Source organism: Oceanimonas sp. AH20CE76 (assembly GCF_039654065.1).
GTDB classification, from domain to species: Bacteria; Pseudomonadota; Gammaproteobacteria; order Enterobacterales; family Aeromonadaceae; genus Oceanimonas; species Oceanimonas smirnovii.
The window spans coordinates 686250-712453 of record NZ_CP155481.1; the positions used below are offsets into that span (position 1 = coordinate 686250).

The following is a 26204-nucleotide window of genomic DNA, read 5'->3' on the forward strand; positions in this document are numbered from 1 at the left end:
TCAGTATCAACCAGGCTTGGACTGGCCCGAGAAAAGTAGACACCTTCATTTAATGAGAAGGTGTTATGAAATACAAACCCCGCCGTCGCTTTAGCGACACATTCAAACGTGAGGCCGTCGAGGCCTCGCTGTCTACCACCGAGACACAAGCTCAGTTTGCTGACAAACTTGGTGTTCATCCATCCCAATTACAGCGCTGGCGTAGAGAGTGGATCATGGCCAAAAAAGCATCTGATAAAGCAGTTGAAAACACCGGACCAGAAAAAAGCTTGCAGGATCTGGAGCGTGAAAATGCTCGACTGAAGAAGCTGCTTGAACGAAAAGAGCTGGAGAACGAAATCCTAAAAAAGGCGCAAGAGTACTTCGCCAAGCACAGCAAGTAAGGTTTGCCTTTATCGAGGCCCAACGAAGTCAACGCTGGCGGGTCTCGATAATGTGTGAAGTACTCAATGTGTCACGAGCGGGATATTATCGTTGGCGAGCACGTCAGCATACTCCGGGAGAGCGTGCCATCAAGCGACAAACTCTGAAAACCTTCCTGCTCGAGCGAGCCAGGCAACTGAAGAATGTGCCGGGATATCGGAAGCTATGGCTGGACGCGCGGGATGCCGGATTCTGTTGTGGTAAAAATCAGGTGCAGCGGTTGCTACGAGACGCTGGTTATCGTTCATGCACGGCTCCTAAAGCAGGATATCAAAAGCCAGCATCATCCTTGCCTGTGTTGCCGAATCTGCTGAATCGCCAGTTCTCGGTGGGGTCAGCGAACCGAGTTTGGGTATCAGATATCACCCAAATCCGGTGCAGTGAAGGCTGGCTCTACATTGCTGCAGTCCTGGACCTGGGCACACGCCGCGTGGTGGGCCGAGCCATGGGTGCGATCAATAGCGCTCAGCTGGTGCTGGAGGCCCTTGAGCAGGCGTGGCAACAACAGCAGCCAGATGGGAAACAGCTGCTGTTTCACTCAGACCAAGGCAGCCAGTATCGGAGCGAAGAGGTGATGCGTTGGCTCAATAAACGGGGAATTACCATCAGCATGTCACGCCGAGGTAACTGCTGGGACAACGCCTGTTCGGAAAGCTTCTTCGCGCTGCTCAAGAAGGAGTGGACTCGCCCTCTGGGAATGCTCGGAAGAGACGAAATGGCAGATGAAGTACGGTACTATACGGATGAGTATTACCCGAAAGTGCGGCGCCACATGGCGCTGGGAGGAATAACTCCCAATGCCTACGCAGCGGCCGCTTAACTTAAGTGTCTACTTTATCGGGGCCAGTCCAGCTACACCACTTACAGCTGACAGCTGACAGCTTATGGCTTATAGCTGTGGTTATCCCAGGCCCTGCCCACCTTGGAGCCGTTTTCCCGGCCTAGCTGCCGGCTGATCCAGCGGCCGGTGTGCACTAGCCGATCGAGATCCACTCCCGTGTCCAGGCCCTGGCCGTGGAGCAGATAAACCACATCTTCGCTGGCCACGTTGCCGCTGGCACCTTTTGCATAGGGGCAACCGCCCAGACCCGCCACCGAGCTGTCGATAATGCGCAGGCCCTGCTCCAGCACGGCATACAAGTTGGCCAGCGCCTGGCCGTAGGTATCGTGAAAGTGAGCTGCCAGCCGCAGCAGAGGCACTTCCTGACGTACCGCCGACAGCATCGCAATGGCCTTGTTCGGGGTGCCGGTACCTATGGTATCGCCGAGAGAGATTTCATCGCAGCCCAAACGGTACAGCTCACCAGCCACCCTGGCCACGGCGGCGGGGGCAATGTCGCCTTCGTAAGGGCAGCCCAGCACAGTGGAAACATAGCCCCGCACCCGCACGCCGCGCTCACGGGCCAGCTGCAGTACCGGCTCAAAACGCGCCAGACTCTCCGCCACCGAGCAGTTGATATTTTTCTGGCAGAAGCGTTCGGACGCGGCGGTAAACACCGCCACTTCATCGGCACCGGCGGCCAGGGCCGCTTCAAGACCTTTCAGGTTGGGCGTCAGCGCCGAATAGACCACGCCTTGCTTGCGGCTAAGGCCGGTTAACACCTCTCTGCCATCGGCCATTTGCGGCACCCATTTGGGGGAGACAAAGCTGGCGGCTTCAATATGGGTGAGGCCGCAGTTCGCCAGCCGCTGCACCAGCTCGATTTTTACCGCAGTGGGCACTTGCGCCGGCTCGTTCTGCAGGCCGTCCCGGGGGCCCATTTCCACCAGTTTGACCTTATCCATTGTCAGGCTCCAGCCGTAACAGCTCGTCTCCTTCGCTCACCTGCTCGCCGGCGCGAAAGTGAATGGCCGCCACTGTGCCCGCCATGGGCGCACGAATGGGATGCTCCATTTTCATGGCTTCCAGCACCAGCAGGGTCTGCCCCTCGGCGACCCGGTCGCCTTCGGCTACCTTCAGCTCAGCCACCAGCCCGGGCATGGGCGCGGTCAGGCTGCCGCCGGCGCTGTGCTGAGTGGCTCCGGCTTCGTCGGCTACTTTGCGTAAATCAAAGCGTTGCCCCTGATAAAACAGCCAGAGGTGAGCATCGATACTGGCTATATGCAGGCTGATCCGGCGATCATTCACCATGGCTCTCAGCTGCTCACCAGCCAGCTCGCCCTGCAGATCAAAGGTTTGCTCATTTACTCCTGCCCGCCAGCCGGCTTCGGTGGCGGTCAGTGTGATTGCATAACACTCGCCGCCATAGTCCAGCCGCAGTGAGTAAGCCGCAGGCTGGTTCAACCGCCAGCCGGTGGCGGCGGCAAAGGGCGAGGAGCTGTTTTTTGGCAGGCCAAGCACATGTGCCAGCGCCCCCAATGCCAGTACCTCACCGTTGGCAAGAGCCGGGGCGCTAAACAGGCTGTGCTCGTGTTGTTCAATAAAGCGGGTATGCAGCGCTTCGTTAATAAAAGCGGAATGTCGGCACAGACGATGCAAAAAGCCGATATTGGTTTTCACCCCGCCAATACGATATTGCGCCAGTGCCTGTGCCAGCCGGTTTAATGCGGCTTCCCGGCTTTGATCGTGGACGATCAGCTTGGCGATCAGCGGATCATAATAAATGCCTACTTCATCACCCTCACGCACGCCGGTGTCTAGGCGTATCCGGCTTGAGGTGGCGGGCTCGCGCAGCACATGCAGGGTGCCGGCGGCGGGCAGAAAACCGTGCTCGGCGTCTTCGGCGTAGATGCGGGCTTCCACCGCATGGCCGCGCAGCGTGATTTGGTCCTGAGTGAGCGGCAGGGGTTCCCCCGAGGCTACTCGCAGCTGCCATTCCACCAAATCCAGCCCGGTAATCAGTTCCGTTACCGGGTGCTCCACCTGCAGCCGGGTGTTCATTTCCATAAAGTAAAAGTGGCCGTCCTCGGTATAGAGAAACTCCACGGTGCCGGCCCCGCGATAGCCGATGGCCTTGGCGGCACGTACCGCGGCTTCGCCCATGGCGGTGCGGGTGGCCTGGCTCAGGCCGGGAGCGGGGGCTTCTTCCAGAATTTTCTGATGGCGGCGCTGTACCGAGCAGTCCCGCTCCGAAAGGTAAATACCGTTGCCGTGGGTATCGCAAAATACCTGCACCTCCACATGGCGGGCCTCGGGCAGGTAGCGCTCCAGCAGCATGGCGTCGTTGCCAAAGGCGGCCCTGGCCTCGCGCCGGGCGGCGGCCAGCGCTTCCTCGAACCCGGCGGGGTTGTGCACAATGCGCATGCCCTTGCCACCGCCGCCGGCCACCGCCTTCAGCAGCAGCGGGTAGCCGCAGGCATCGGCCTCGGCTTTCAGCCGTTCATTACTTTGCTCATCGCCATGATAGCCGGGCACCAGAGGCACGCCGGCCGTGGCCATCAGCGCCTTGGCGGCGGCCTTGTCGCCCATGGCGGCAATGGCGGATGGAGACGGACCCACAAATATCAGGCCGGTGTCGGCACAGGCCTGGGCAAAACCGGCGTTTTCCGACAGAAAACCATAACCCGGGTGCACGGCATCGGCCCCGCAGGCGCTGGCGATTTCCAGCAGCGCCGCCTGATTAAGGTAACTTTTTACCGCCGGTGCCGGGCCTATGCACCAGGCCTCGTCGGCCATGGCCACATGCAGGGCATGGCGGTCGGCATCGGAATACACGGCTATGGTGTGCAGCCCCAGCCGGCGCGCGGTACGCAGCACCCGGCAGGCAATTTCGCCCCGGTTGGCCACCAGCAGTCTGGTCAGCATACGTCGTCCTCCCAGCTTGGCTTGCGTTTTTCCAGAAAGGCGGCCAGCCCTTCTTTAGCCTCATCGGTCACGCGCAGGGAGGCCAGGCGCGCAGCGCTGTCAGTGACCAAAGCCCGGCTTACCGGTTGGCCGGCATAGTCCCGGATCAGATCTTTGGTGGCGATTTGTGCCTGCGGGCCGCCCCGCAGCAGCGCTTCAATGACGGGGGCGGCGGCCTGCTGCAAAGGCTGTGTGGTCACTTCATGCACCAACCCCAGCCGTTCGGCGGTGGCCGCGTCAATCACCTCGGCACTCAGCATATAGCGCCGTGCCTGACGGGCACCGAGCACCCGCAGTACATAGGGGGAGATGGTGGCGGGGATCAGCCCGAGCCGGGTTTCGCTCAGGCTGAAGCGGGCGTCATCGGCGGCCATTACCATATCGCAGGCGCACACCAGCCCCAGGGCACCGCCGTAGGCCGCGCCCTGCACCAGTGCCAGAGTGGGTTGGGCAAAGCGATCCAGCCGCCACAGTAGCTCGGCGAGCCGGGCGGCATCGGCACGGTTTTGTGGTGAGTGTAACGCGGCGGCCCGCTGCATCCAGCCCAGATCCGCCCCGGCGCAAAAGTGCCTGCCCTCGGCTTTCAGCACCAGCAGGCGCAGCGCTGGCTTGGCCTCGGCTTCGCTCAGGCGGTCATGAAAGGCGTCAATGGTGGCGTCGTTCAGCACATTGCAGCGTTCGGGGTTATTCAGCACCAGCTGCCAAACGCCCTGTCCGGCGGCTTGCAGCAACACGGGTTCGGACATGACGCCTCCTTACATGCGAAACACGCCAAAGCGGGTGGGGGCTTGTGTGCGATTGCTTGCCAGCGCCAGGCTCATGGCCAGCACGGTGCGGCTGTCTTTGGGGTCAATCACACCGTCGTCCCATAGTCGGGCGCTGGCATACCAGGGATGCCCCTGCTGCTCATAGCGTTCGATAATGGGGGCCTTGAAGGCGGCTTCGTCTTCGGCGGACCAGTCTTTACCGGCCTTGGCAAGCGCATCCCGGCGCACAGTAGCCAGCACGCCGGCGGCCTGCTCACCGCCCATGACCGAAATGCGGGCATTGGGCCAGCACCACAAAAAGTCCGGATCATAGGCCCGGCCGCACATGCCGTAGTTACCGGCACCAAAGCTGCCGCCGATGATCAGCGTGATTTTCGGTACGCTGGCGCAGGCCACGGCGGTCACCAGCTTGGCACCGTGTTTGGCAATGCCTTCGGCCTCGTATTTTTTGCCCACCATAAAGCCGGTGATGTTCTGCAGAAACAGCAGCGGAATATGGCGCTGACAGCACAACTCGATAAAGTGCGCGCCCTTCTGGGCCGATTCGCTGAACAGAATGCCGTTGTTGGCAATAATACCTACCGGATAGCCGTGCAGGCGGGCAAAGCCGGTCACCAGAGTGGAGCCATAGTCGTGCTTGAACTCGTCCAGCACAGAGTCATCTACCAGCCGGGCAATCACTTCCCGCACGTCAAAGGGTTTGCGCAAATCGGTGCCGACAATGCCGTAAAGCTCATCCATTGAGTAGCGTGGCAGAGCTGGCTCGTGAGGCGGTGCGGGAACGGCGCAGTGATTGAGATTGGCCACCAGCCGGCGGGCCCGGGCCAGCGCCTGGTGGTCGTTATCGGCAGCATGATCTGCCACGCCTGACTGCTTTGTGTGCACACCGGCACCGCCCAGCTCTTCGGCGCTGACCACTTCGCCGGTGGCGGCTTTTACCAGAGGCGGACCGCCCAGAAAAATGGTGGCCTGATTGCGCACCATAATGGACTCGTCCGCCATGGCCGGTACATAGGCACCACCGGCGGTACACAGACCCATGACCACCGCCAGCTGAGGAATGCCGGCGGCAGACATGCGCGCCTGATTAAAAAAGATGCGGCCAAAGTGCTCTCTGTCCGGAAACACCTCATCCTGGCTGGGCAGATGCGCGCCGCCGGAGTCCACCAGATACAGGCAGGGCAGGCGGCAGCGTTCGGCAATGGTCTGTGCCCGCAGGTGTTTTTTTACCGTGAGCGGGTAATAGGTGCCGCCCTTGACGGTGGCATCGTTGGCCACAATCATGCACTCCACACCGCTGACCCGGCCAATGCCGGTGATAATGCCCGCCGCCGGCACCGGCTCGTCATATACGTTGAGCGCCGCCAGTTGCGACAGCTCAAGAAAGGGCGCGCCCTCATCCAGCAGGGCGGCAATGCGCTCCCGTGCCAGCAGCTTGCCTCTGGCATGGTGGCGCTGCCGGCTTTCGGCATCGCCCCCTTCGGCAATGACGGCTACCTGTTCCCGCAGGGCGGCCACCTCGGCGGCCATGGCGGCCTGGTTGGCAATAAACTCTGCTGACGCCGGCTGTACCCGGCTGACAAACTGGGTCATAACGGCTCCTTAAGGTTCGCGCACCAGCTCCCGGCCAATCAGCATGCGCCGAATCTCCGAGGTGCCGGCACCGATTTCGTAGAGCTTGGCGTCCCGCAGCAGGCGGCCGGCGGAGTACTCATTGATATAGCCGTTGCCGCCCAGCAGCTGAATGGCATCCAGGGCTACCTGAGTAGCCGTTTCGGCTGCCAGCAGAATCACGCCGGCGGCGTCCTGGCGGCTGAGCCTGCCTTTGTCGGCGGCCATGGCGGTCATGTAGGTGTAACAGCGGGCGGCGTTCATGCGGGTGTACATATCAGCCAGCTTGCCCTGCACCAGCTGAAACTCGCCAATGGCCCGGCCAAACTGCTTGCGCTCGCGCACATAGGGCACCACCAGATCCATAGCCGCCGCCATAATGCCCAGCGGTCCGCCGGCCAGCACCAGCCGCTCGGTATCCAGGCCGCTCATCAGCACTTTTACGCCCTCGTTCAGCGGCCCCAGCAGATTGGCGGCGGGCACCCGGCAGTCCTGAAATACCAGTTCACAGGTGTTGGAGCCGCGCATGCCCAGCTTGTCGAGCTTTTGCGCGGTGGAAAATCCGGGGGTACCAGCGTCCACAATAAAGGCACTGATGCCCTTTGTTCCTGCCTGCGGAGCGGTTTTGGCATACACCACAAACATATGAGCATCGGGGCCATTGGTGATCCACATTTTGTTGCCGTTCAGCACAAAGTGATCGCCGTCGCGGCGGGCGGTGAGCTTCATGGCTACCACATCGGAGCCGGCCCCGGGCTCGGACATAGCAAGGGCACCGATATGCTCACCGCTGAGCAGGGCGGGCAGGTATTTGTGTTGTTGCTCCTTACTGCCATGGCGGTGAATTTGATTGACACACAGATTGGAGTGAGCGCCGTAAGACAGCCCCACCGAGGCCGAGGCCCGGCTGATCTCCTCCATGGCCAGCACATGAGCCAGATAACCCATGTTCACCCCACCAAACTCTTCTGCCACCGTAATGCCGAACAACCCCATTTCGCCCAGCTTTGGCCAGAGCTCGGCAGGAAAGCGGTTGTCTCTGTCAATGGCCTCGGCCAGAGGGGCGATTTCTTTGTGGGCAAAGGCGGCCACCTGCTCACGCAACAGGATATGCATATCGCCGAGATCAAGCTCAAGCGTGGAATATGACGCCATCATGCCTCCCGTTAATGAAATAAATCGGGTTCGTTTGAATGCATTAACTATAGTCAGGAGAAGCCGGCTAAGCTTTATCAAGTGACGTAATTTTCAGCAATGAGGCCAGCATGAGCACAAACCATACCATTGTGATTGCCGCCAGCGCCCGCACTCCCATGGGCGGCCTGATGGGCACCCTGAGCAGTGAGCCGGCCCATGGTCTGGGAGCTGTGGCCATTGAGGCGGCACTGGTAAAAAGCGGCGTGAAGGCCGGTCAAGTAGACGAGGTGATCATGGGCTGCGTGCTGCCTGCCGGTCAGGGTCAGGCACCGGCCCGGCAGGCAGCGCTGAGGGCGGGCTTGCCGGTGTCGGTGCCTTGTACCACGGTGAACAAAATGTGCGGCTCGGGTATGAAGGCACTGATGCTGGCGCATGATCAGTTAATGGCGGGCTCGGCCTCGGTAATAGTGGCCGGCGGCATGGAAAGCATGAGTCAGGCCCCTTATCTGATACCCAAAGCCAGAGCCGGTTTGCGGCTGGGCCACGGCCAGTTGCTGGATCACATGTTCTGCGACGGCCTGGAAGACGCCTATGAAGGGAGCCTGATGGGCTGCTTTGCTCAAGACACAGCGGATCGTTTTGGCGTGACCCGGGCCGAGATGGACGATTTTGCCATTACTTCACTGCACAGGGCGCAGCGGGCCATGATGGAAGGGGACTTTCGCGAGGAAATTGCCCCGGTCACAGTGTCTGGCCGGCGCGGAGAAACCAGCGTCGATACCGATGAACAGCCGGGCAAGGCAAACCCGGAAAAAATACCCACCCTTAAACCGGCCTTTGCCCAAAACGGCACCGTGACTGCCGCCAACTCCAGCTCCATTTCCGACGGTGCCGCCGCCCTGTTGCTGACCACCGCACAGCGGGCGGCTGAGCTGGGGTTAACACCGCTGGCGCGCATTGTGGGCCACGCCACTCATGCACAAGCGCCTGCCGAATTTACTCTGGCTCCTATTGGAGCTATTCAGAAATTGCTTTCACAGCTGGGCTGGCAGGCAAGTGAGGTGAATTTGTTTGAGATCAACGAGGCCTTTGCGGTGGTCACCCTGCTGGCTATCAGAGAGCTGGGGTTGGATCCGAACAAGGTGAATGTGAATGGCGGTGCCTGTGCTCTGGGGCACCCTATCGGTGCCAGTGGTGCCCGCATTGTGGTGACCCTGCTTCATGCCCTGCGCAAGCGTGGGCTCAAGCGCGGCGTGGCGGCTCTGTGCATTGGCGGCGGCGAGGCCACGGCGCTGGCCGTTGAATTGTGTGAATGAGGTGAACCCATGGCCTATCAGGTTCCGCTGCTGATCAACGGCAGCATGGTGCAAAGCAAAACACAGCAGTGGCTGGAAGTGACCAACCCGGCCAGCCAAAAGGTGATTGCTCATTTGCCTTGTGCCACCGCTGATGAAGTAAAGGCGGCGATAGCGGCGGCAAAAAACGTCTTTGAACAGTGGCAACGGGTGCCGGTGCCGGTGCCGGAGCGGGCGCGATTAATGCTGCGCTACCAGGCCCTGCTCAAGGAGCACCATGACGAGCTGGCGCAACTGCTCAGCCGGGATACCGGCAAGACCCTGGAAGATGCCAGAGGTGATGTGTGGCGGGGCATAGAGGTGGTGGAGCAGGCCGCCAATATCAGCTCACTGACCCTGGGAGAAATCCAGACCGAGGTGGCCACCGGCGTGGACTGTTACAGCTTCAGTCAGCCTATTGGTGTGTGTCTGGGGATCACTCCCTTTAACTTTCCGGCCATGATCCCCCTGTGGATGTTTCCGCTGGCTATCGCCTGCGGCAATGCCTTTGTACTGAAACCCTCAGAGCAGGACCCGCTGGTGCCCATGGAGCTGGCGAGATTATTTAAAGAGGCCGGTGCACCCGATGGCCTGCTGAATATTGTGCATGGCGGGCCTGAGGTGGTGGATCAGCTGCTCACACACGACGACATTGCTGCCGTGTCTTTTGTGGGTTCGGTGGCCGTGGGCCGGCATGTGTATCGCACCGCCACCGACCGGTTAAAACGAGTGCAGGTGTTTGCCGGGGCCAAGAACCATATGGTGGTGATGCCGGATGCCAACAAGCTGCAGGCCATCAACAATCTGGCTGGGGCCTCTGTGGGCGCTGCCGGCCAGCGCTGCATGGCCATTTCGGTAGGCGTGCTGGTGGGCGAGGCCCAGGCGTGGATTCCCGATATTAAAGCAGTACTGGCGAAGGTGCAGCCCGGAGTCTGGAATGATCCACAAGCCGGTTACGGTCCGTTAATCAGTAAAGCCGCTAAAAAACGGGTGCTGGCGCTGATTGCAGCGGGCAAGCAGGAAGGGGCCGACTGTCTTCTGGATGGCAGTGACTGCACCGTGAGCGAGCACCCGGACGGCAACTGGGTAGGCCCCACCCTGTTTGCCGGCGTCACCCCTGCCATGCGCATTTATACCGAAGAAATTTTTGGCCCCGTGCTGTTGTTAATGGCAGCCGACAGCCTTGAGCAGGCCATTGCCCTGGTGAACGCCAACCCTTATGGCAACGGTACCGCCATTTTTACCGCCTCGGGGGCGGCGGCGCGTAAATACCAGCAAGAGATACAGGTGGGGCAGGTGGGCATTAATGTGCCTATACCGGTGCCGCTGCCGTTTTTTTCCTTTACCGGCTGGCGCGGCTCTTTTTATGGCGACTTGCATGCCTACGGTAAACAGGCGGTGCGTTTTTACACCGAAACCAAAACCGTCACCGCCCGCTGGTTCGACGATGATGTGGCAGCCGGCCCCAATATGTCGATTCATTTGAAATGATGAGCACATCGGGAAGGGTGTCTGCTGTTTGGGTGCTCCTGCCAAGCGAAGAATCAGCAGGGTTACCTGCGCCGACACGCTGCGAGTACATCCATGTAGTGCTCGGCAAATGCCATCCCTGGCATTTGACGGTCGGCTCCGGCAATCCCTGCTGCTTCTTCGCTTCACGCCGGTGTCGCCTTATAAATGTCGTCAGGCAACTCGGCATTTTCCCGAAGAGCAAAGGGTGTCTGCTTCGCCGTACCCTCTGCGCCATGGATGGCGCAGCGGAGCCCCCATGGAGGGGTTTACGGCGTGTCGGCGAAGTAGTGCCCTTTGCTCGAAGGCAGGCAGGAATTTGCAGTCAACGTTTGGTTGCCAGTCAGGAGGAGCCATGAACTTTGAACTGAATGAGGATCAGCGGGCCTTTGTGGCGCTGGCGGGAGAGTTTGCCGACAAGGCGCTTGCCCCTTTTGCCGCTGAGTGGGACAGAGAACATCATTTTCCGGTAGAGACCCTGCAGCAGGCGGGTGAACTGGGCTTTTGTGCGCTTTATACGCCGGCAGACGCGGGCGGGCTGGGCTTATCAAGGCTCGATGCCAGCCTGATTTTTGAACGGCTGGCCATGGGCTGCACCTCTACTACTGCCTTTCTCACCATTCATAATATGGTCACCTGGATGATTGCCAGTACCGCAGAAAAAGCGGTCTGGGAGCAATGGCGGGAAGGCATGATCAGTGGGCGTTTGCTCGGTTCCTATTGTCTTACCGAGCCCAATGCCGGCTCCGATGCCGCATCCCTGAAAACCCGGGCGAAAAAAGTGGGTGACCACTATGAACTGACCGGTAGCAAGATGTTTATCTCGGGGGCAGGCAGCACCCAGGTGCTGGTGGTCATGGCCCGCACCGGCGGCGACGGCCCCGGCGGCATTTCCGCCTTTGCCCTTGATGCCAGCAGCCCTGGCATTGAGTACGGCCGGCCGGAAGACAAGATGGGCTGGCACAGTCAGCCCACCCGCAGTGTCACCTTTGACGGCGTGCGGGTGCCCGCCAGCCAGTTGCTGGGGCGGGAAGGCGAAGGCTTCAAGCTCGCCATGAAGGGGCTGGATGGTGGCCGTATCAATATCGCCAGCTGCTCATTGGGCACGGCGCAACAGGCACTGAACCTGGCGCGCAATTACCTGCAGGAGCGCAGCCAGTTTGGCCGCAAACTGGCGGAGTTTCAGGCGCTGCAGTTCACCCTGGCCGATATGGCCACCGAGCTGGTAGCGGCCCGCCAGCTGGTACGGCTGGCCGCCAGCCGGCTGGATGCCAGTCACCCGGATGCCACTACTTATTGCGCCATGGCCAAACGCTTCGCCACCGACGTGGGTTTTAACGTCTGCGATCAGGCGCTGCAGCTTTATGGCGGCTATGGCTATATTCGGGAATATCCATTGGAGCGCCATGTGCGCGATACCCGGGTGCACCGCATTCTGGAAGGCACCAATGAAATCATGAAACTGCTGATCGCCCGCCGGCTGCTGAGCGAAGGCGATGACCTGCAATAAAAAATGTAACTATCAGGAGGTGCCATGAGTGTCACAGTAAGCCGGCAGCCTGCTGCCGACGGCCGCGATATCGGCCGGCTGGTGCTGGATCGGGAAGCGCAGCTGAATGCCCTTAATCAGGACATGATTGAAACCATGCTGACCACACTGCAGCAATGGCAGCAAGACGATGACATTGTCGCTGTGGTGCTGGAAGGAGCAGGTAGCAAGGCCTTTTGTGCCGGTGGTGATGTGGTGGGGCTGAGCAAGGCGATTGCCGCTGCCCGGGCCGGCTGCGGCAGGCACGAACTGGGTGCCGTGCCCGGAGCGGCGGCGCGCTTTTTTGAGCGCGAATACCGGCTCGATTATCTGTTGCATACCTTTGCTAAACCAGTGGTCTGCGTGGGCTCCGGCATAGTGATGGGCGGCGGCATGGGATTGTTTACCGCGGCTGGTCAGCGCATTGTGACCGAGCGCAGCCGGCTGGCCATGCCCGAAGTCACCATTGCCCTTTATCCGGATGTGGGCGGCAGCTGGTTTCTGAACCGCCTGCCGCCCGGGCTGGGCGAATTTATTGCCCTGACCGGCTGCTCGCTCAATGCCCAAGACAGCCTCTGGCTGGGGCTGGCCAACCGTTTTATAGCCGAAGACAAGCTGAGTGAACTCTGGCCCAGACTGCAGCAAAAAAAGAGCAGTCCGGCCAGTGTGCTCAGACAACTGGAAGCCGAATCAGCTGAAGCTTTGGCTCAGCTCGACTCACCTTTACGCCGGCATCAGGACTTAATTCAGCAACTGATGGACAAAGACACCCTGGCCGACAAGGTCAACGCCATACTGGAAGTGAGCACCGAAGACGACTGGTTCTGGCGAGCCAAGCAAACCCTGGCCGCAGGCAGCCCCCTGGCCATGGCGGTGATCCACCGGCAACTGGCGCGCTGCCGGCATTTCTCGCTGGCGCGGGTATTTCAGGCCGAGCTGGATTTGTCGGTGCAGCTATGCCGCTTTCGTGAGTTTGCCGAAGGCGTACGCGCTCACCTGATTGACAAGGACAAAACCCCCGACTGGACTTACACCAGCCTGAGCGAAGTGGACACAGCACTGCTCGACACCCTGTTCACGTCCCCCTGGGGCCTGAGTCCACTGGCGGATCTCAGGTAAGCAACAAAATATTCAGTTTGCGCCCAAGCAGGCCATGCTGATGTTGAGACGGAGATCCGGAGGAACAGCTTCACGACCGATCAAATGCCATGGATGGCATTTGCCGAGCGTTACATGGAGGTACTTGAAGCGTGTCGTGAAGTTGGCCTTCGGGGCGACGTAAGCTGAAGGAGGCACACTATGGCGACGATTGCATTTATCGGCCTGGGTAATATGGGGCTGCCCATGGCAGCAAACCTTATCAGGGCCGGGCATCAAGTGCAGGTCTACGATCTGCAACCAGAAGCAGTCAGCCGGGCCGCAGCCCTGGGCGCCATTCCCCACACCACGGCAGTGGCAGCGGTCAGCCATGCCAACGTGGTGATCTCCATGTTGCAGAGCGGGCAGCAGATCGAGGCGCTGTACAGCAGTAACAAGGGGCTCTTTGGTCATCTGGCTCCGGGCTGCTTGGTCATTGACTGCTCCACCATAGAAGCAGACACCGCCAGAAAAATGGCCGATATGGCCACAAAACACGGGCTTGACTTTGTGGATGCGCCTGTCTCCGGCGGCGTGGCCGGAGCCGAGGCGGGTACACTCACCTTTATTGTTGGTGCCAGCGAAGAGCAGTTCGCCCGGGCTCAGCCGGTGTTGGCGCATATGGGAAAAAAGGTGCTGCATGCCGGCCCTCATGGGGCCGGCCAGGTAGCCAAGGCCTGTAACAACCTGCTGCTGGCCGCACAAATGGCCGCCAGTTGCGAGGCGCTTAATCTGGGAATGGCCCACGGCCTGGACGCCGCCGTATTATCGGAGATCATTCAGCAGAGCTCGGGTAATAACTGGGTGATGGAGCACTACAATCCGGTACCCGGTGTCATGGAAAACACCCCCGCCAGCCATGGCTATCACGGCGGCTTTCAGGTCAATCTGATGTGCAAGGATCTGGGGCTGGCCATGAGCCTCAGCCAGGCCAGTGGTTCGCCGGTGCCCCTGGGCTCGGCGGCGCGGGCCCTGTTCAGCTTTCATCACAGCGCAGGTCATGGCGGGCTCGACTTCTCCAGCCTGTTCCGGTTTTATCATCAGGGAGAGGACTAAATGGATATTAAAAGCAAGGTAGTGGTGATTACCGGTGCTGGCCGCGGCCTTGGAAAAGCCATGGCTTATCATCTGGCCCGGCAGGGGGCGACGCTGGCACTGCTCGATACCAACGAGCAGGATCTGGCCAAAAGCGGTGAAATGGTCGCCGCTGCCGGTGCCCGGGTGGCGGTATACCTGTGCGATGTGGCCGATGAAGCTCAGGTAACCGACTGTTTTGGCCATATAGTACGGGAGCTGGGCGGCCTGAATGTGCTGGTCAATAATGCCGGTGTGATGCGTGATGCGCTGCTGGTAAAGCTGGAACAGGGCAAGATCAGCCGCACAATGAGCCTGCAAGACTGGCAGCAAGTGATTGATGTTAATCTTACCGGCAGCTTTCTCTGTGGCCGGGAAGCCGCCGCTATCATGGCCGAGCGGGGAGAGGGCGGTCTGATTATCAATATTTCTTCCGTTGCCAGAGCCGGTAATCCGGGGCAAAGCAACTATGCTGCCAGCAAAGCAGGGGTAGCGTCTCTGGTGGTGGGCTGGGCCGGGGAGCTGGCCCGCTTTGGCATTCGGGTGGCGGGAATCGCGCCGGGCGTGATCAGTACTGACATGACAGCACAAATGAAACCTGAAGCCATGGCGCGCATTACTCAGCGCATTCCTGCTGGCCGGCTGGCGAAGGTGGATGAGTTGCTGCACAGCCTGCAATATATTATTGAAAACGACTATTTCAACGGGCGCATACTGGAAATGGATGGCGGTTTGCGGTTGTAAACCAGGGTTTTGTGATCCTCGTCGGCAAGGTTAACACTAAAGTCTATCTTGTTAACAGACAGTGGTAAGCGTATTGTTTTTTGCAACGCACAGCAACGGAACGTGCCCTTAGCGTTAACAGAGCTAAACAAAAAAATAACCATAACCACTGCCATACCCCTGAACGCATTGATTCCTTACGAGGGAACATTGCCTTCAGGGTTTTTTTATATTACATGCCGGAATAATTAGGTCCGCTGCCGCCTTCCGGTGGCACCCAAGTGATATTTTGTGCCGGATCCTTGATATCACAGGTTTTGCAGTGCACACAGTTGGCGGCATTAATCTGAAATACCGGCTTGCCATTCGTCTTTATCACTTCGTAAACGCCCGCAGGGCAATAGCGCTGCGCCGGCTCATTAAAGCGGGGCAGGTTATTCCGCACCGGCAGCCGTGGGTCTGCAAGGCGCAAATGGCAGGGCTGATTTTCATCGTGGCCGGTATTGGCTAAATGTACCGACGACATGCGATCAAAGCTCAATACACCATCGGGTTTTGGATATGCAATTGCCGGGCAGGCTGCCGCCGGTTTAAGAGCGGCGTGATCCGGCGTGCGGTCGTGCAGCGCAAACGGCAACCGGCCTCCCAGCAGATTCTGGCTCAGCCAGTTTATCGCGCCTCCGGCCCAGGGGCCGAATTTATGCAATGCAGGAACAAAGTGCCGGGCCTGTTTCAGCTCGGTATGCAGCCAGCTGTTTTTCATATGAGTGTCAAACACTGTCAGCTTGTCGCCGCGCCGGCCTTCGGCTAATGCCGGCACCAGGGCGTCGGCGGCCAGCAGGCCTGACTTCATGGCAGTATGAATCCCCTTGATGCGCGCGCCGTTGAGTGTGCCCGCATCACAACCCAGCAGCAGGGCACCGGGCAGCACCATTTGCGGCAGTGAATTCAGCCCGCCCTTGGTGAGCGCTCTGGCCCCCCAGGACAGCCGCTCGCCGCCCCACAAGTGACGGGCCAGCAGCGGATGCTGTTTCAGCCGCTGAAACTCCTGAAAGGGATCCAGATGCGGATTCTGATAATTAAGATCCACAATCAGACCGACCGAAGCCAGGCCGTCGTCGCCGTGATAGAGAAAAAAACCGCCGCCATTATTGCCCAGTGGCCAGCCGCCGCCGTGCACCACCAGACCTGGCTGATAACGCTTTGAATCCAGCCGCCACAGCTCCTTAAAGCCAATGGCGTAATGCTGAGGATCCCGCCTTCTGTCCAGCGCAAAACGGTCGATCAGGCTCTTGCCGATATGTCCCCGGCTGCCTTCGGCAAATAGTGTGTATTTGGCATGCAGCTCCATGCCCGGCATATGGCCGGCCCTGGCCGAGCCATCGGCGGCCACCCTCATATCGCCGGTGAGCACACCGCATACGGCCCCTTGTTTGTCGAACAGCGCCCCGGCTGCGGCAAATCCCGGGAATATGGCCACGCCCAGCTCTTCGGCCTGTCGGGCCAGCCAGCGGCACAGCTTGCCCAGGCTGACGATATAACTACCCTTGTTATGCAAGGAGCGGGGCACCAGCAAGGGCGGCAGCTCCAGGCCACCCTGTTCACTGCTCAGCATATAAAAATGCTCATTGCCAACCTGAGTGTTCACCGGCGCGCCACGCTCATGCCAGTCGGGAAACAGCTCACTCAGGGAGCGCGGGTCAAGCAGAGCACCCGACAATATATGGGCACCTACTTCAGCGCCTTTTTCGACTACGCATACACTCGGCTTCAGGCCCGCTTTGTTGGCTTTCTGCATCAGGCGGCAGGCCGCCGTCAGCCCTGCCGGGCCGGCCCCCACTATCACGACATCAAACTCCATCGACTCCCGTGCCATTGCGCTCTCCTGCCAGACTGCTCTGGCTAAAGTATTGTATTGGCGGCGATATTTAACAAATCGCTGATGCGGCAGAATCGACTAGTATTAAGTCGGACTGATTGATCCCGGGAGCGAGCATGAAAGTACTGGTAACCGTCAAGCGGGTGATTGACTACCATGTTCGGGTGCGTGTGCGTGCCGATGGCAGCGACGTGGATCTGAGCAACGTTAAAATGGCCGCCAACCCCTTTTGCGAAATTGCCGTGGAAGAAGCGGTGCGCATGAAGGAAAAAGGCTGGGTGTCCGAGATAGTGGCCGTCAGCATAGGTCCGGCCGACGCCGGGGAGCAGTTGCGGGCCGCGCTGGCGCTGGGAGCCGACAGCGCCATTCTGATAGAAACCGATAAGCCCGCCGAGCCCCTGGCAGTGGCCCGGTTGCTGGCAGCATTGTGTGAGCGCGAACAGCCCGATCTGGTGATCATGGGCAAACAGTCTATCGACACTGACCATAATCAGGCCGGACAAATGCTGGCGGCGCTGAACGGCTGGCCTCAGGCCACCTTTGCCTCGGCCATTGAACGTGAAGGCGACGAGCTGCTGGTCACCCGGGAAATGGACGGTGGTCTGCGCACCCTGCGCCTTGCGCCACCGGCGGTGATCACCACGGATCTTCGGCTGAACGAGCCCCGCTTTGCATCCTTGCCCAACATAATGAAAGCCAGACAAAAGCCACTGGCCAGCCTGACTCCCGACGCGCTTGGGGTAGCCATTGAGCCCCATGTGCGCCTGCTGAGTGTCAGCGAGCCGCCGCTGCGCAAGGCGGGCATCAAGGTGGCCGATGTGGCCGAGCTGGTAACCAGACTGAAAACCGACGCCAAGGTGATCCCATGAGCATACTGGTGATAGCCGAACACGATAATCAGACTCTGAACTTCAATACACACAAGGTAATAAGTGCGGCCAAACAGCTGCAGGGCGAGATACACCTGCTGGTAATGGGCCATGACTGTGCCGCCGTGGGGGAGCAGGGCAGCCGCCTTGCTGGTGTAACCAGGGTGCTGCTGGCAGATGATGCCCTCTATCAGCATCAGCTGGCGGAGCCTTGTGCCGCCCTGGTGTCGCGGCTGGCCACCGCATATCGTCATGTGCTGGCACCGGCCTCCACCTTTGGCAAGGATATGCTGCCCAGAGCTGCCGCCCTGCTGGGGGTGGGCATGGTGGCCGATGTGGTGGCCATTGAAAGCGAAGACATTTTTGTGCGCCCTGTTTATGCCGGCAACGCCCTGGCCAGAGTGCAGTCACTGGATGCGGTCAGCCTGCTGACCATTCGCCCTGCCGCCTTTGACGCGGCGGCTGAAAGCGGTGAACCCGTGCCGGTGGAAAAGCTGGCGGCGGTGCCGGTGGAAAACAGCAGCCGTTTTGAGCGGGATGAGCTGAGTGTCAGCGAGCGTCCGGAACTGACTTCGGCCCGGGTGGTGGTCTCCGGCGGGCGAGGGCTGGGAACCAAAGAGCAGTTTGCCCTGTTAGAGCAACTGGCAGACAAGCTGAATGCCGCCATTGGTGCCAGCCGGGCGGCGGTGGATGCAGGCCTGGCCGACAACGCTCAGCAGGTGGGGCAAACCGGTAAAATAGTGGCACCCGAGCTGTATATTGCCGTGGGCATCTCCGGTGCCATTCAGCATCTGGCCGGGATCAAGGATGCCAGGGTGATAGTGGCCATCAACAAGGATGAAGACGCCCCCATCTTTGAGGTGGCCGACTACGGCCTGGTGGCAGACTTGTTCGACGTTTTGCCCGAGCTGATCGACAAACTTTGAAGGGCAGGGAATAGGGAGCAGGGATTAGGGAATGGGAGTCCCCATTCCCTCAGAAATCACATTCTCTGCTCGAGGCCCATGTCCCAGAAGTCGATTTCAAGTCTTGTGGCGTCATCAAAAATACGGCACAGCTGCTTAAAGCGGGACGCCGGCACTTCCGCCAGACGCTCGTTCAGCCAGGCAATTTCAGCCTGCGCGGCGGCCTGAAATTCGGCGCTTTCATACATGGCAATCCAGGCTTCATAAGGGTTGGCGTCGCCGCGCACCGTGGCAGGCTGCTTCGTCAGCCAGCTTGCAATCTCGGCATAGCCCACCAGGCAGGGAGCCAGCGCCACATGCAGATCCAGCAGATCACCCCGGTTGCCGGTGTCCAGCACATAACGGGTGTAGGCCAGTGTAGCGCGGGCTTCCGGCAGCTCTGCCAGCTCCTGTTCGCTGATGCCCCACTGATTGCAATAGTCGATATGCAGCCCCAGCTCCAGATCGATAATGGCGTCCAGCCCGGCCTTGGCATGGCGTAAATCGCTCAAGGTAGGGCTTTTATAGGCCGCCAGGGCAAAGGCTCGGCCAAACTGAATAAGAAAAAGGTAATCCTGTTTCAGATAATGACGAAAGGCGTCGGGGGCCAGGGTGCCGTCACCCAGCTTGCGCACAAAGTCATGCTGCAGGTAGCTGCGCCAGTTGTGCTCGCAGTTTTTTTTCAAATCATTGAAAGTAAAACTCATTTCATATCCTTATTAGTGAGGGTCAGCAGTGCCGGCCGCTAACGGACCGGCCTGGCCCATTCTGACTCGGCGGCAAATAATGGCAAGGGAGTAAATGTTATCCTGTTGTAATAAAACTACGTTAAAGGTTATAGTCACTGGCATTCGAACGAGAAAATGCGGATCGACAAGACCATTGTTTCATTGTCGTAAACGGGCTTCTTGCGTATAATGTGACCCCGTCTCGAATTCCACATTTCATTCGTTCCCAAGCTTTTCAGGTTCAGCATGACGACTAAATATATATTTGTTACTGGCGGGGTGGTCTCCTCCCTGGGCAAAGGCATTGCAGCAGCCTCTCTGGCCGCTATCCTCGAAGCCCGAGGCCTTAATGTGACCATCATGAAGCTGGATCCCTACATTAACGTGGATCCGGGCACCATGAGCCCCACCCAGCACGGTGAAGTCTTCGTGACCGATGACGGTGCCGAAACCGATCTGGACCTGGGCCACTATGAGCGGTTCATTCGTACCAAAATGACCCGCCGCAACAACTTTACCTCCGGTCGTGTATACGCCGATGTGCTGCGCAAGGAACGACGCGGCGACTATCTTGGGGCCACCATTCAGGTGATTCCTCACATTACCAACTCCATCAAGGACCGCGTTATCGCCGGTGCCGAAGGTCATGAAGTGGCCATAGTGGAAGTGGGCGGCACCGTTGGTGACATTGAGTCCCTGCCGTTCCTTGAAGCATTGCGTCAGCTGGCGGTGGAAGTGGGCCGGGAAAACACCCTGTTTATGCACCTGACCCTGGTGCCCTACATGGCCGCTGCCGGAGAGGTGAAAACCAAACCCACTCAGCACTCGGTAAAAGAGCTGCTGTCTATCGGCATTCAGCCCGATGTGCTGATCTGTCGCTCAGACCGGGTTATTCCGGCAGTGGAGCGGGGCAAGATAGCCCTGTTCTGTAACGTGTCCGAAAAGGCCGTTATCTCTCTGAAAGACGTCGACTCCATCTACAAAATTCCGGCCCTGCTCAAGTCTCAGGGGCTGGACGAGCTGGTGGCCAAGCGCTTTGGTCTGGAATGCCCGGCGGCGGATCTGTCCGAGTGGGAGCAGGTTATTTACGAAGAAGCCAATCCGGTAGGTGAAGTGACCATCGGCATGGTGGGCAAATACATAGAGCTGCCCGATGCCTACAAGTCGGTGAACGAGGCGCTCAAGCACGGTGGCCTGAAAAATCGCCTTACCGTTAATATCAAATACATCGACTCCCAGGATCTGGAAAGCAAGGGCACCGGCCTGCTGGAAGGACTGGATGCCATTCTGGTGCCCGGTGGTTTTGGTGCCCGCGGTGTGGAAGGCAAAATCATGGCCGCCCGCTACGCCCGGGAAAACCGGGTGCCTTATCTGGGTATCTGCCTCGGCATGCAGGTAGCCCTGATCGAATATGCCCGCAACGTGGCCGGCCTGGAAGGCGCTCACTCCAGTGAGTTTGATCCCAGGAGCCCTTATCCGGTGGTGGGTTTGATCACCGAATGGGTGGACGAAGAAGGCAATGTGGAAATGCGGGACGAAGAGTCCGATCTGGGCGGTACCATGCGCCTGGGTGCTCAGTTGTGCCATCTGGCACCGGGCTCCAAGGTTCATGCTCTTTATGGCTCCGACACCATCTATGAGCGTCATCGCCACCGTTATGAAGTGAACAACCGCCTGCTGCCCAAAATTGAAGCGGCAGGCCTGAAGGTGACCGGTCTTTCTGCCGACAAGAAACTGGTGGAAATCATTGAAAACCCGGATCACCCCTGGTTCGTGGCGGCCCAGTTCCACCCCGAGTTCACCTCCACCCCCCGCGACGGTCATGGCCTGTTTGCCGGCTTTGTAAAAGCGGCCGGTCAGTATCAGCAGGGAGAGCTGGAGTAACCAGTACCAACGGCTGACCCCTTGGGTCGGCCGTAATTTTTAGTGCGTTAGTTAGGTTTTACGTTTAACTCAAGAGGAAAGTGAGAATGGCTAAGATCGTTAAAGTGATCGGTCGTGAGATCATCGATTCCCGTGGTAACCCCACCGTGGAAGCCGACGTTTACCTGGAAGGTGGTGTAATGGGCCGTGCAGCAGCACCGTCCGGTGCCTCTACCGGTTCCCGCGAAGCGCTGGAACTGCGTGACGGCGACAAATCCCGCTACCTGGGCAAGGGCGTACAGACCGCCGTTGCCAACATCAACGACCGCATTGCTGCCGCTCTGACAGGCAAGGACGCCACCCAACAGGCCGAGATCGACCAGATCATGATCGATCTGGACGGTACCGATAACAAAGCCACTCTGGGTGCCAATGCCATTCTGGCCGTGTCTCTGGCCAACGCCAAAGCTGCCGCTGCCGCCAAGGGGCTGCCGCTGTACGCCTGGATTGCCGAGCTGAACGGTACTCCCGGTCAGTACTCCATGCCGCTGCCCATGATGAACATCATCAATGGTGGTGAGCATGCCGACAACAACGTCGACATTCAGGAGTTCATGATCCAGCCGGTGGGTGCCAAAAATATCAAGGAAGCCCTGCGCATTGGTGCCGAGGTATTCCACAACCTGGCCAAGGTACTGAAGGCCAAGGGCCTGAGCACCGCCGTGGGTGACGAAGGTGGTTTTGCTCCCAACCTGGAGTCCAACGCTGCCGCCCTGGCTGCCATCAAGGAAGCCGTTGAGCAGGCCGGCTACACCCTGGGTAAAGATGTGACCCTGGCCCTGGACTGTGCCTCTTCCGAGTTTTATGAAGACGGCAAGTACAACATGAAGGGCGAAGGCAAGATCTTCACCTCCGAGCAGTTCTCCGATTATCTGGCCGAGCTGTGCCAGCAGTACCCGATCGTTTCCATTGAAGACGGTCAGGACGAGTCCGACTGGGACGGTTTTGCCTACCAGACCAAGATTCTGGGTGACAAGGTACAGCTGGTGGGTGACGATCTGTTTGTAACCAATACCAAGATCCTGAAGGAAGGCATCGACAAGCAGATTGCCAACTCCATTCTGATCAAGTTCAACCAGATTGGCTCCCTGACCGAAACCCTGAACGCCATCAAAATGGCCAAGGACGCCGGCTACACCGCCGTTATTTCTCACCGCTCCGGTGAAACCGAAGACGCCACCATTGCCGACCTGGCTGTGGGCACCTGCGCCGGCCAGATCAAAACCGGCTCCATGAGCCGCTCCGACCGCGTGGCCAAGTACAACCAGCTGATCCGTATTGAGGAAGAGCTGGGTGCCAAGGCCCCGTTCAACGGTCTGTCCGAGGTTAAAGGCCAGGCATAATGCCTGACCCTGCTGTCTGTTAAAGGCAGACTGCCGGGAAGTCGAACCGGGAGGGCAAAGGGAACTGCAGAGCCGACCGTCAAATGTCAGGGATGACATTTGCCGAGCGTCCCACGGATGGGCTTGAAGCGTGTCGGCGGCGCAGTCCCTTTGTACGACCTTGCTCCCGTGACTGCAGACCGCTTTCGTTGTTATCCTGAAACCCCGCCTTGTGCGGGGTTTCTTTTGTTCGGCCGTCGAATATGGGAAACTAGCCGCCTTGTTCCGGAGGATGAATGCGCACCCTGACGCTGATACTGCTTGCCCTGCTGGCCACCCTGCAATACCACCTGTGGCAGGGTAAAAACGGCCTGGCCGAATACCATGAAGCGGCCGCCAATGTAGAACGCCAGCTTGTTGATAATGAACGCCTGGCCGAGCGAAATGCCCTGTTATACCGGGAAATCAAGGATCTCAACCAGGGTCTGGCTGCCGTGGAAGAACTGGCCCGGAATGATCTGGGCATGATTAAACCCGACGAAACCTTCTACCGAATTCTGCTTCCGGAAGACAAACCAGCACAATGATCAAGATGACCGCCGTGGTGCCGGCCGCCGGCGTAGGCAAACGCATGGGCAGCACCATTCCCAAGCAATATCTGCCCCTGGGTGATAAAACCGTACTGGAGCACACGCTGATGCGTCTGCTGTCGCACCCGGCGATTGAGCGGGTGGTGGTGGCAGTCAGCCCGGAAGATCAATGGTTCGGCACTTTGCCGCTGGCGTCCGATCCGCGCATAGCGCGGGCTGCCGGAGGCCGGGAGCGGGCCGACTCAGTGCTTAATGCGCTGGCGCAGGTCACCAGTGAACAAGTCCTGGTGCACGATGCCGCCCGGCCCTGTCTGGCCATGGAGGATCTCGACGCCTTGCTGGCGGCAGCCAATCAGCCCCAGGGAGCCATACTGGCCAGCCGGGTGCGAGACACCATGAAGCGCGGAGACGGCTGTGGTGCCATCGCCGAAAGTGTGTCCCGCAACGAACTCTGGCATGCGCTTACGCCCCAGTGTTTTAACACGCGGGAGCTGCAGCGGGCATTGAGCAAGGCGCTGGAACAAGGCCTGACCATTACCGACGAAGCGTCCGCCATGGAGCTGGCCGGCTTTCACCCTTTGCTGGTGCCAGGGCGGGCCGACAACATTAAAATCACGCAGCCGGAAGATCTGGCCCTGGCCGGCTTCTTTCTACAGCAGCTTAAAGAGAACAACTCATGATGCGAATCGGGCACGGGTTTGACGTGCATAAATTTGGTGGTGACGGCCCCTGTATGCTGGCCGGTGTGGCAGTCCCTTATGAGCAGGGGCTGCTGGCCCATTCCGACGGAGACGTTATTCTGCACGCTCTGAGTGATGCCCTGCTCGGTGCCATCGGGGCCGGCGATATCGGCCGGCATTTTCCTGATACCGATGCGGAATTTGCCGGCATCGACAGCCGCATTCTGTTGCGGAATGTATACGCTCAAGTGCTGAGCGCCGGCTATGTGCTGGGTAATGCGGACGTTACCGTCATGGCCCAGGCACCCAAGCTGGCACCTTATATCGACACCATGACTGCCACCATTGCACAAGATCTGCAGGCAGCGGTATCGCAAATTAACGTCAAGGCCACCACCACCGAAAAACTGGGGTTTGTGGGCCGTAAAGAGGGCATAGCGGCAGAAGCCGTGGTGTTACTGGTAAAAGCATGAATAACTGGCATTATCTCCATGGTGAGCCCACCGTCAGCGGCTGGCTCAAGGCCGAGCCCGAACATTTTATTGTGCGTGAAGATCTGGGCTTTGCTCCGGGTGGTGAAGGCGAACATATTTTTCTGCATATTCGCAAGCGCGGACAAAACACTCAGTGGATAGCCCGGGATCTGGCAAAACTCGCCGGTGTTGCTCAGCGGGATGTCACCTGGGCCGGCCTCAAGGACCGCCATGCGGTTACCGAGCAGTGGTTTGGCGTACATCTGCCGGGCAAGGAGATGCCCGACTTCTCGCCGCTGGAAAGCGATGATGTGCAGATTATGGCCATTGCCCGGCACAATAAAAAGCTGAAAACCGGCGCGCTCAAGGGTAACTGGTTTGAGCTGACCCTGATCGAGCTTGACGGTGAAGGTGATCTTGATGCCCGTCTGCAGGCCATTGGCAAGCGGGGCGTGCCCAACTATTTTGGCGATCAGCGCTTTGGCCACAACGGCGGCAATATCGAGCAGGCCAGAGCCATGTTTGGCGGAAAACGTATCAAGGATCGCAATAAGCGGTCGATGTACTTGTCGGCGGCCCGCAGTTATCTGTTTAACCTGGCTGCCAGCCAGCGTCTGGCTGAAGGCAGGGGGGAGCAGCTGCTGAACGGCGACTGCGTCATGCTGGCGGGCAGCCAGTCGTTTTTTACCCTGAATGACGACAATCCGCTCAACGAAGACATACAGGCCCGTTTTGCCAGTGGCGATATTCGCCTGAGTGCCCCTCTCTGGGGGCGTGGCCGGCTGCCGGCAGAAGATGAGGCCGGCACTCTTGAGCAAACAGCGCTGGAAGGTCAGCAGGCGCTGATGGCCGGACTGGAAGCCAACGGCCTTAAGCAGGAGCGCCGCGCTCTGCTGCTTAAACCTGAGCAACTGAGCTGGCAGCGTGATGGCGACCGGCTGACACTGTCGTTCTGGTTACCGGCAGGCACCTATGCCACCAGCCTGGTGCGGGAACTTATCAAAGAAAAGGAACTTCATGAAAATACTGGTGAGTAATGATGACGGTGTAAACGCCAGGGGCATTCGCGTGCTCAGCCGGGCACTGTCGGAATTTGCCGAAGTAGTGACAGTGGCACCGGATCGCAACCGCAGCGGTGCCAGTCACTCCCTGACGCTGGAAGTGCCTCTGCGGGCCGACAAGCTGGATGAATCCGGCTTTTATTCCGTCAAGGGCACGCCCACCGACTGCGTACACTGGGCGGTCAATCACCTGCTGGATCCGGACCCGGATCTGGTGGTAGCAGGCATTAACCATGGTGCCAACCTGGGGGACGACGTGCTCTACTCGGGCACGGTAGCGGCGGCCACCGAGGGCCGTCATCTGGGGCTGCCGTCCCTGGCCATCTCCCTGTGTGGTGACAAACACTTTGAAACTGCAGCCCATTTTGCCGGTGTCATGGTGCAGGGGTTGCTGCGTGCGCCGATTTACTCCAATCAGATTTTAAACGTCAATGTTCCCGACTTGCCCCTGGAAGAAATTCGGGGTATCAAGGTGACTCGTCTGGGTAACCGCCATCGTTCCGATGCGGTACTCAGGGAGTTTGACCCCAGGGGCCGGCCCATTTACTGGATAGGTCCTCCCGGGGCTATTCAGGATGCCGGTGAGGGCACCGACTTCGACGCGGTAGAGCGGGGCTTTGTGTCCATTACGCCGCTCACCATAGATCTGACCGCTTACGACCAGATGGCGGCACTGTCCCGCTGGATTGAGGATGTGGAGTAAAGAGG

At 59.3% G+C, this 26204-nt stretch carries 23 protein-coding genes; 16 read left to right on the forward strand and 7 right to left on the reverse strand.

The window, feature by feature from the left end:
- The first annotated feature begins 65 nt into the window (after positions 1–65).
- Positions 66–1243 (forward strand): IS3 family transposase gene (locus N2M06_RS03360; RefSeq protein ID WP_346351588.1). Its coding sequence is split into 2 segments (ribosomal slippage): positions 66–357 and positions 357–1243, totalling 1179 coding nucleotides; the frame shifts between segments, so codons are not numbered across the junction.
- Between the two features lie 62 nt (positions 1244–1305).
- On the opposite strand, the gene N2M06_RS03365 is transcribed toward N2M06_RS03360, so the two are convergent.
- The 5 genes from N2M06_RS03365 to N2M06_RS03385 are packed head-to-tail and all read right to left on the reverse strand — an operon-like array spanning position 1306 to position 7740.
- On the reverse strand, positions 1306–2208 hold the full coding sequence (locus N2M06_RS03365; RefSeq protein WP_346351589.1) for a hydroxymethylglutaryl-CoA lyase: 903 nt from the start codon (positions 2206–2208) through the stop codon (positions 1306–1308).
- On the reverse strand, positions 2201–4168 hold the full coding sequence (locus N2M06_RS03370; protein ID WP_346351590.1) for an acetyl/propionyl/methylcrotonyl-CoA carboxylase subunit alpha: 1968 nt from the start codon (positions 4166–4168) through the stop codon (positions 2201–2203). Before N2M06_RS03370 ends, N2M06_RS03365 begins: the two co-directional genes overlap by 8 nt.
- The gene (locus N2M06_RS03375; RefSeq protein WP_317074472.1) at positions 4162–4953 is read right to left on the reverse strand and encodes an enoyl-CoA hydratase-related protein; all 792 of its coding nucleotides are present in this window, start codon (positions 4951–4953) and stop codon (positions 4162–4164) included. Before N2M06_RS03375 ends, N2M06_RS03370 begins: the two co-directional genes overlap by 7 nt.
- A gap of 9 nt (positions 4954–4962) precedes the next feature.
- A complete protein-coding gene (locus N2M06_RS03380; protein WP_346351591.1) occupies positions 4963–6567 on the reverse strand; it encodes a carboxyl transferase domain-containing protein in 1605 nt (534 codons plus the stop codon).
- Positions 6568–6576: 9 nt separating this feature from the next.
- Positions 6577–7740 (reverse strand): isovaleryl-CoA dehydrogenase, encoded by a 1164-nt coding sequence (locus tag N2M06_RS03385; RefSeq protein WP_317074474.1) that lies wholly within the window; start codon positions 7738–7740, stop codon positions 6577–6579.
- Positions 7741–7850: 110 nt separating this feature from the next.
- On the opposite strand from N2M06_RS03385, the gene N2M06_RS03390 reads away from it, so the two are divergent.
- From N2M06_RS03390 to N2M06_RS03415, 6 genes are all read left to right on the forward strand, one after another.
- Entirely contained in the window at positions 7851–9038 is a 1188-nt protein-coding gene (locus N2M06_RS03390; RefSeq protein WP_346351592.1) for an acetyl-CoA C-acyltransferase, read from the forward strand.
- A gap of 9 nt (positions 9039–9047) precedes the next feature.
- A complete protein-coding gene (locus N2M06_RS03395) occupies positions 9048–10547 on the forward strand; it encodes a CoA-acylating methylmalonate-semialdehyde dehydrogenase (RefSeq protein WP_346351593.1) in 1500 nt (499 codons plus the stop codon).
- A gap of 373 nt (positions 10548–10920) precedes the next feature.
- Positions 10921–12075 carry an acyl-CoA dehydrogenase family protein gene (locus N2M06_RS03400; RefSeq protein WP_346351594.1) on the forward strand — a complete coding sequence of 385 codons (1155 nt, stop codon included), beginning with the start codon at positions 10921–10923 and terminating at the stop codon, positions 12073–12075.
- Between the two features lie 24 nt (positions 12076–12099).
- The gene (locus N2M06_RS03405) at positions 12100–13212 is read left to right on the forward strand and encodes an enoyl-CoA hydratase/isomerase family protein (RefSeq protein ID WP_346351595.1); all 1113 of its coding nucleotides are present in this window, start codon (positions 12100–12102) and stop codon (positions 13210–13212) included.
- A 180-nt stretch (positions 13213–13392) separates the two neighbouring features.
- On the forward strand, positions 13393–14286 hold the full coding sequence (mmsB, locus tag N2M06_RS03410) for a 3-hydroxyisobutyrate dehydrogenase (protein ID WP_346351596.1): 894 nt from the start codon (positions 13393–13395) through the stop codon (positions 14284–14286).
- The gene (locus N2M06_RS03415) at positions 14287–15048 is read left to right on the forward strand and encodes an SDR family NAD(P)-dependent oxidoreductase (RefSeq protein ID WP_346351597.1); all 762 of its coding nucleotides are present in this window, start codon (positions 14287–14289) and stop codon (positions 15046–15048) included.
- 211 nt (positions 15049–15259) lie between these two features.
- On the opposite strand, the gene N2M06_RS03420 is transcribed toward N2M06_RS03415, so the two are convergent.
- The gene (locus tag N2M06_RS03420) at positions 15260–16903 is read right to left on the reverse strand and encodes an electron transfer flavoprotein-ubiquinone oxidoreductase (protein WP_346351598.1); all 1644 of its coding nucleotides are present in this window, start codon (positions 16901–16903) and stop codon (positions 15260–15262) included.
- A gap of 119 nt (positions 16904–17022) precedes the next feature.
- On the opposite strand from N2M06_RS03420, the gene N2M06_RS03425 reads away from it, so the two are divergent.
- Complete coding sequence (locus N2M06_RS03425; protein WP_019933174.1) at positions 17023–17775, forward strand: electron transfer flavoprotein subunit beta/FixA family protein; 753 nt, start codon at positions 17023–17025, stop codon at positions 17773–17775.
- Positions 17772–18701: an FAD-binding protein gene (locus tag N2M06_RS03430; RefSeq protein WP_317074482.1), complete on the forward strand. Its 930-nt coding sequence runs from the start codon at positions 17772–17774 to the stop codon at positions 18699–18701. The genes N2M06_RS03425 and N2M06_RS03430 overlap by 4 nt, the downstream gene beginning before the upstream one ends.
- Before the next feature lie 56 nt (positions 18702–18757).
- On the opposite strand, the gene tenA is transcribed toward N2M06_RS03430, so the two are convergent.
- A complete protein-coding gene (gene tenA / locus N2M06_RS03435) occupies positions 18758–19426 on the reverse strand; it encodes a thiaminase II (protein WP_346351599.1) in 669 nt (222 codons plus the stop codon).
- Positions 19427–19693: 267 nt separating this feature from the next.
- Between tenA and pyrG the strand changes: the two genes are divergently transcribed.
- The 7 genes from pyrG to surE all read left to right on the forward strand — a co-directional run bounded on the left by pyrG (position 19694) and on the right by surE (position 26199).
- Complete coding sequence (gene pyrG, locus N2M06_RS03440; protein ID WP_346351600.1) at positions 19694–21331, forward strand: CTP synthase (glutamine hydrolyzing); 1638 nt, start codon at positions 19694–19696, stop codon at positions 21329–21331.
- A gap of 86 nt (positions 21332–21417) precedes the next feature.
- Entirely contained in the window at positions 21418–22713 is a 1296-nt protein-coding gene (eno, locus tag N2M06_RS03445; protein WP_346351601.1) for a phosphopyruvate hydratase, read from the forward strand.
- A gap of 275 nt (positions 22714–22988) precedes the next feature.
- Entirely contained in the window at positions 22989–23279 is a 291-nt protein-coding gene (gene ftsB / locus N2M06_RS03450) for a cell division protein FtsB (protein ID WP_019933179.1), read from the forward strand.
- The gene (gene ispD / locus N2M06_RS03455) at positions 23276–23962 is read left to right on the forward strand and encodes a 2-C-methyl-D-erythritol 4-phosphate cytidylyltransferase (protein WP_346351602.1); all 687 of its coding nucleotides are present in this window, start codon (positions 23276–23278) and stop codon (positions 23960–23962) included. The genes ftsB and ispD overlap by 4 nt, the downstream gene beginning before the upstream one ends.
- Entirely contained in the window at positions 23959–24435 is a 477-nt protein-coding gene (gene ispF / locus N2M06_RS03460) for a 2-C-methyl-D-erythritol 2,4-cyclodiphosphate synthase (protein ID WP_019933181.1), read from the forward strand. Before ispD ends, ispF begins: the two co-directional genes overlap by 4 nt.
- Positions 24432–25472, forward strand: a complete 1041-nt coding sequence (locus tag N2M06_RS03465) for a tRNA pseudouridine(13) synthase TruD (protein ID WP_346351603.1) — start codon at positions 24432–24434, stop codon at positions 25470–25472. The genes ispF and N2M06_RS03465 overlap by 4 nt, the downstream gene beginning before the upstream one ends.
- Positions 25453–26199: a 5'/3'-nucleotidase SurE gene (surE, locus tag N2M06_RS03470; protein WP_346351604.1), complete on the forward strand. Its 747-nt coding sequence runs from the start codon at positions 25453–25455 to the stop codon at positions 26197–26199. The genes N2M06_RS03465 and surE overlap by 20 nt, the downstream gene beginning before the upstream one ends.
- Positions 26200–26204 lie beyond the last annotated feature (5 nt).

Excerpts from the sequence above, each read along its gene's own strand:
- N2M06_RS03365 (WP_346351589.1), bottom strand. The coding sequence starts at position 2,208 with ATGGATAAGGTCAAACTGGTGGAAATGGGCCCCCGGGACGGCCTGCAG.
- N2M06_RS03370 (WP_346351590.1), bottom strand. The coding sequence starts at position 4,168 with ATGCTGACCAGACTGCTGGTGGCCAACCGGGGCGAAATTGCCTGCCGG.
- N2M06_RS03375 (WP_317074472.1), bottom strand. The coding sequence starts at position 4,953 with ATGTCCGAACCCGTGTTGCTGCAAGCCGCCGGACAGGGCGTTTGGCAG.
- N2M06_RS03380 (WP_346351591.1), bottom strand. The coding sequence starts at position 6,567 with ATGACCCAGTTTGTCAGCCGGGTACAGCCGGCGTCAGCAGAGTTTATT.
- N2M06_RS03385 (WP_317074474.1), bottom strand. The coding sequence starts at position 7,740 with ATGGCGTCATATTCCACGCTTGAGCTTGATCTCGGCGATATGCATATC.
- N2M06_RS03390 (WP_346351592.1), top strand. The coding sequence starts at position 7,851 with ATGAGCACAAACCATACCATTGTGATTGCCGCCAGCGCCCGCACTCCC.
- N2M06_RS03395 (WP_346351593.1), top strand. The coding sequence starts at position 9,048 with ATGGCCTATCAGGTTCCGCTGCTGATCAACGGCAGCATGGTGCAAAGC.
- N2M06_RS03400 (WP_346351594.1), top strand. The coding sequence starts at position 10,921 with ATGAACTTTGAACTGAATGAGGATCAGCGGGCCTTTGTGGCGCTGGCG.
- N2M06_RS03405 (WP_346351595.1), top strand. The coding sequence starts at position 12,100 with ATGAGTGTCACAGTAAGCCGGCAGCCTGCTGCCGACGGCCGCGATATC.
- mmsB (WP_346351596.1), top strand. The coding sequence starts at position 13,393 with ATGGCGACGATTGCATTTATCGGCCTGGGTAATATGGGGCTGCCCATG.
- N2M06_RS03415 (WP_346351597.1), top strand. The coding sequence starts at position 14,287 with ATGGATATTAAAAGCAAGGTAGTGGTGATTACCGGTGCTGGCCGCGGC.
- N2M06_RS03420 (WP_346351598.1), bottom strand. The coding sequence starts at position 16,903 with ATGGCACGGGAGTCGATGGAGTTTGATGTCGTGATAGTGGGGGCCGGC.
- N2M06_RS03425 (WP_019933174.1), top strand. The coding sequence starts at position 17,023 with ATGAAAGTACTGGTAACCGTCAAGCGGGTGATTGACTACCATGTTCGG.
- N2M06_RS03430 (WP_317074482.1), top strand. The coding sequence starts at position 17,772 with ATGAGCATACTGGTGATAGCCGAACACGATAATCAGACTCTGAACTTC.
- tenA (WP_346351599.1), bottom strand. The coding sequence starts at position 19,426 with ATGAGTTTTACTTTCAATGATTTGAAAAAAAACTGCGAGCACAACTGG.
- pyrG (WP_346351600.1), top strand. The coding sequence starts at position 19,694 with ATGACGACTAAATATATATTTGTTACTGGCGGGGTGGTCTCCTCCCTG.
- eno (WP_346351601.1), top strand. The coding sequence starts at position 21,418 with ATGGCTAAGATCGTTAAAGTGATCGGTCGTGAGATCATCGATTCCCGT.
- ftsB (WP_019933179.1), top strand. The coding sequence starts at position 22,989 with ATGCGCACCCTGACGCTGATACTGCTTGCCCTGCTGGCCACCCTGCAA.
- ispD (WP_346351602.1), top strand. The coding sequence starts at position 23,276 with ATGATCAAGATGACCGCCGTGGTGCCGGCCGCCGGCGTAGGCAAACGC.
- ispF (WP_019933181.1), top strand. The coding sequence starts at position 23,959 with ATGATGCGAATCGGGCACGGGTTTGACGTGCATAAATTTGGTGGTGAC.
- N2M06_RS03465 (WP_346351603.1), top strand. The coding sequence starts at position 24,432 with ATGAATAACTGGCATTATCTCCATGGTGAGCCCACCGTCAGCGGCTGG.
- surE (WP_346351604.1), top strand. The coding sequence starts at position 25,453 with ATGAAAATACTGGTGAGTAATGATGACGGTGTAAACGCCAGGGGCATT.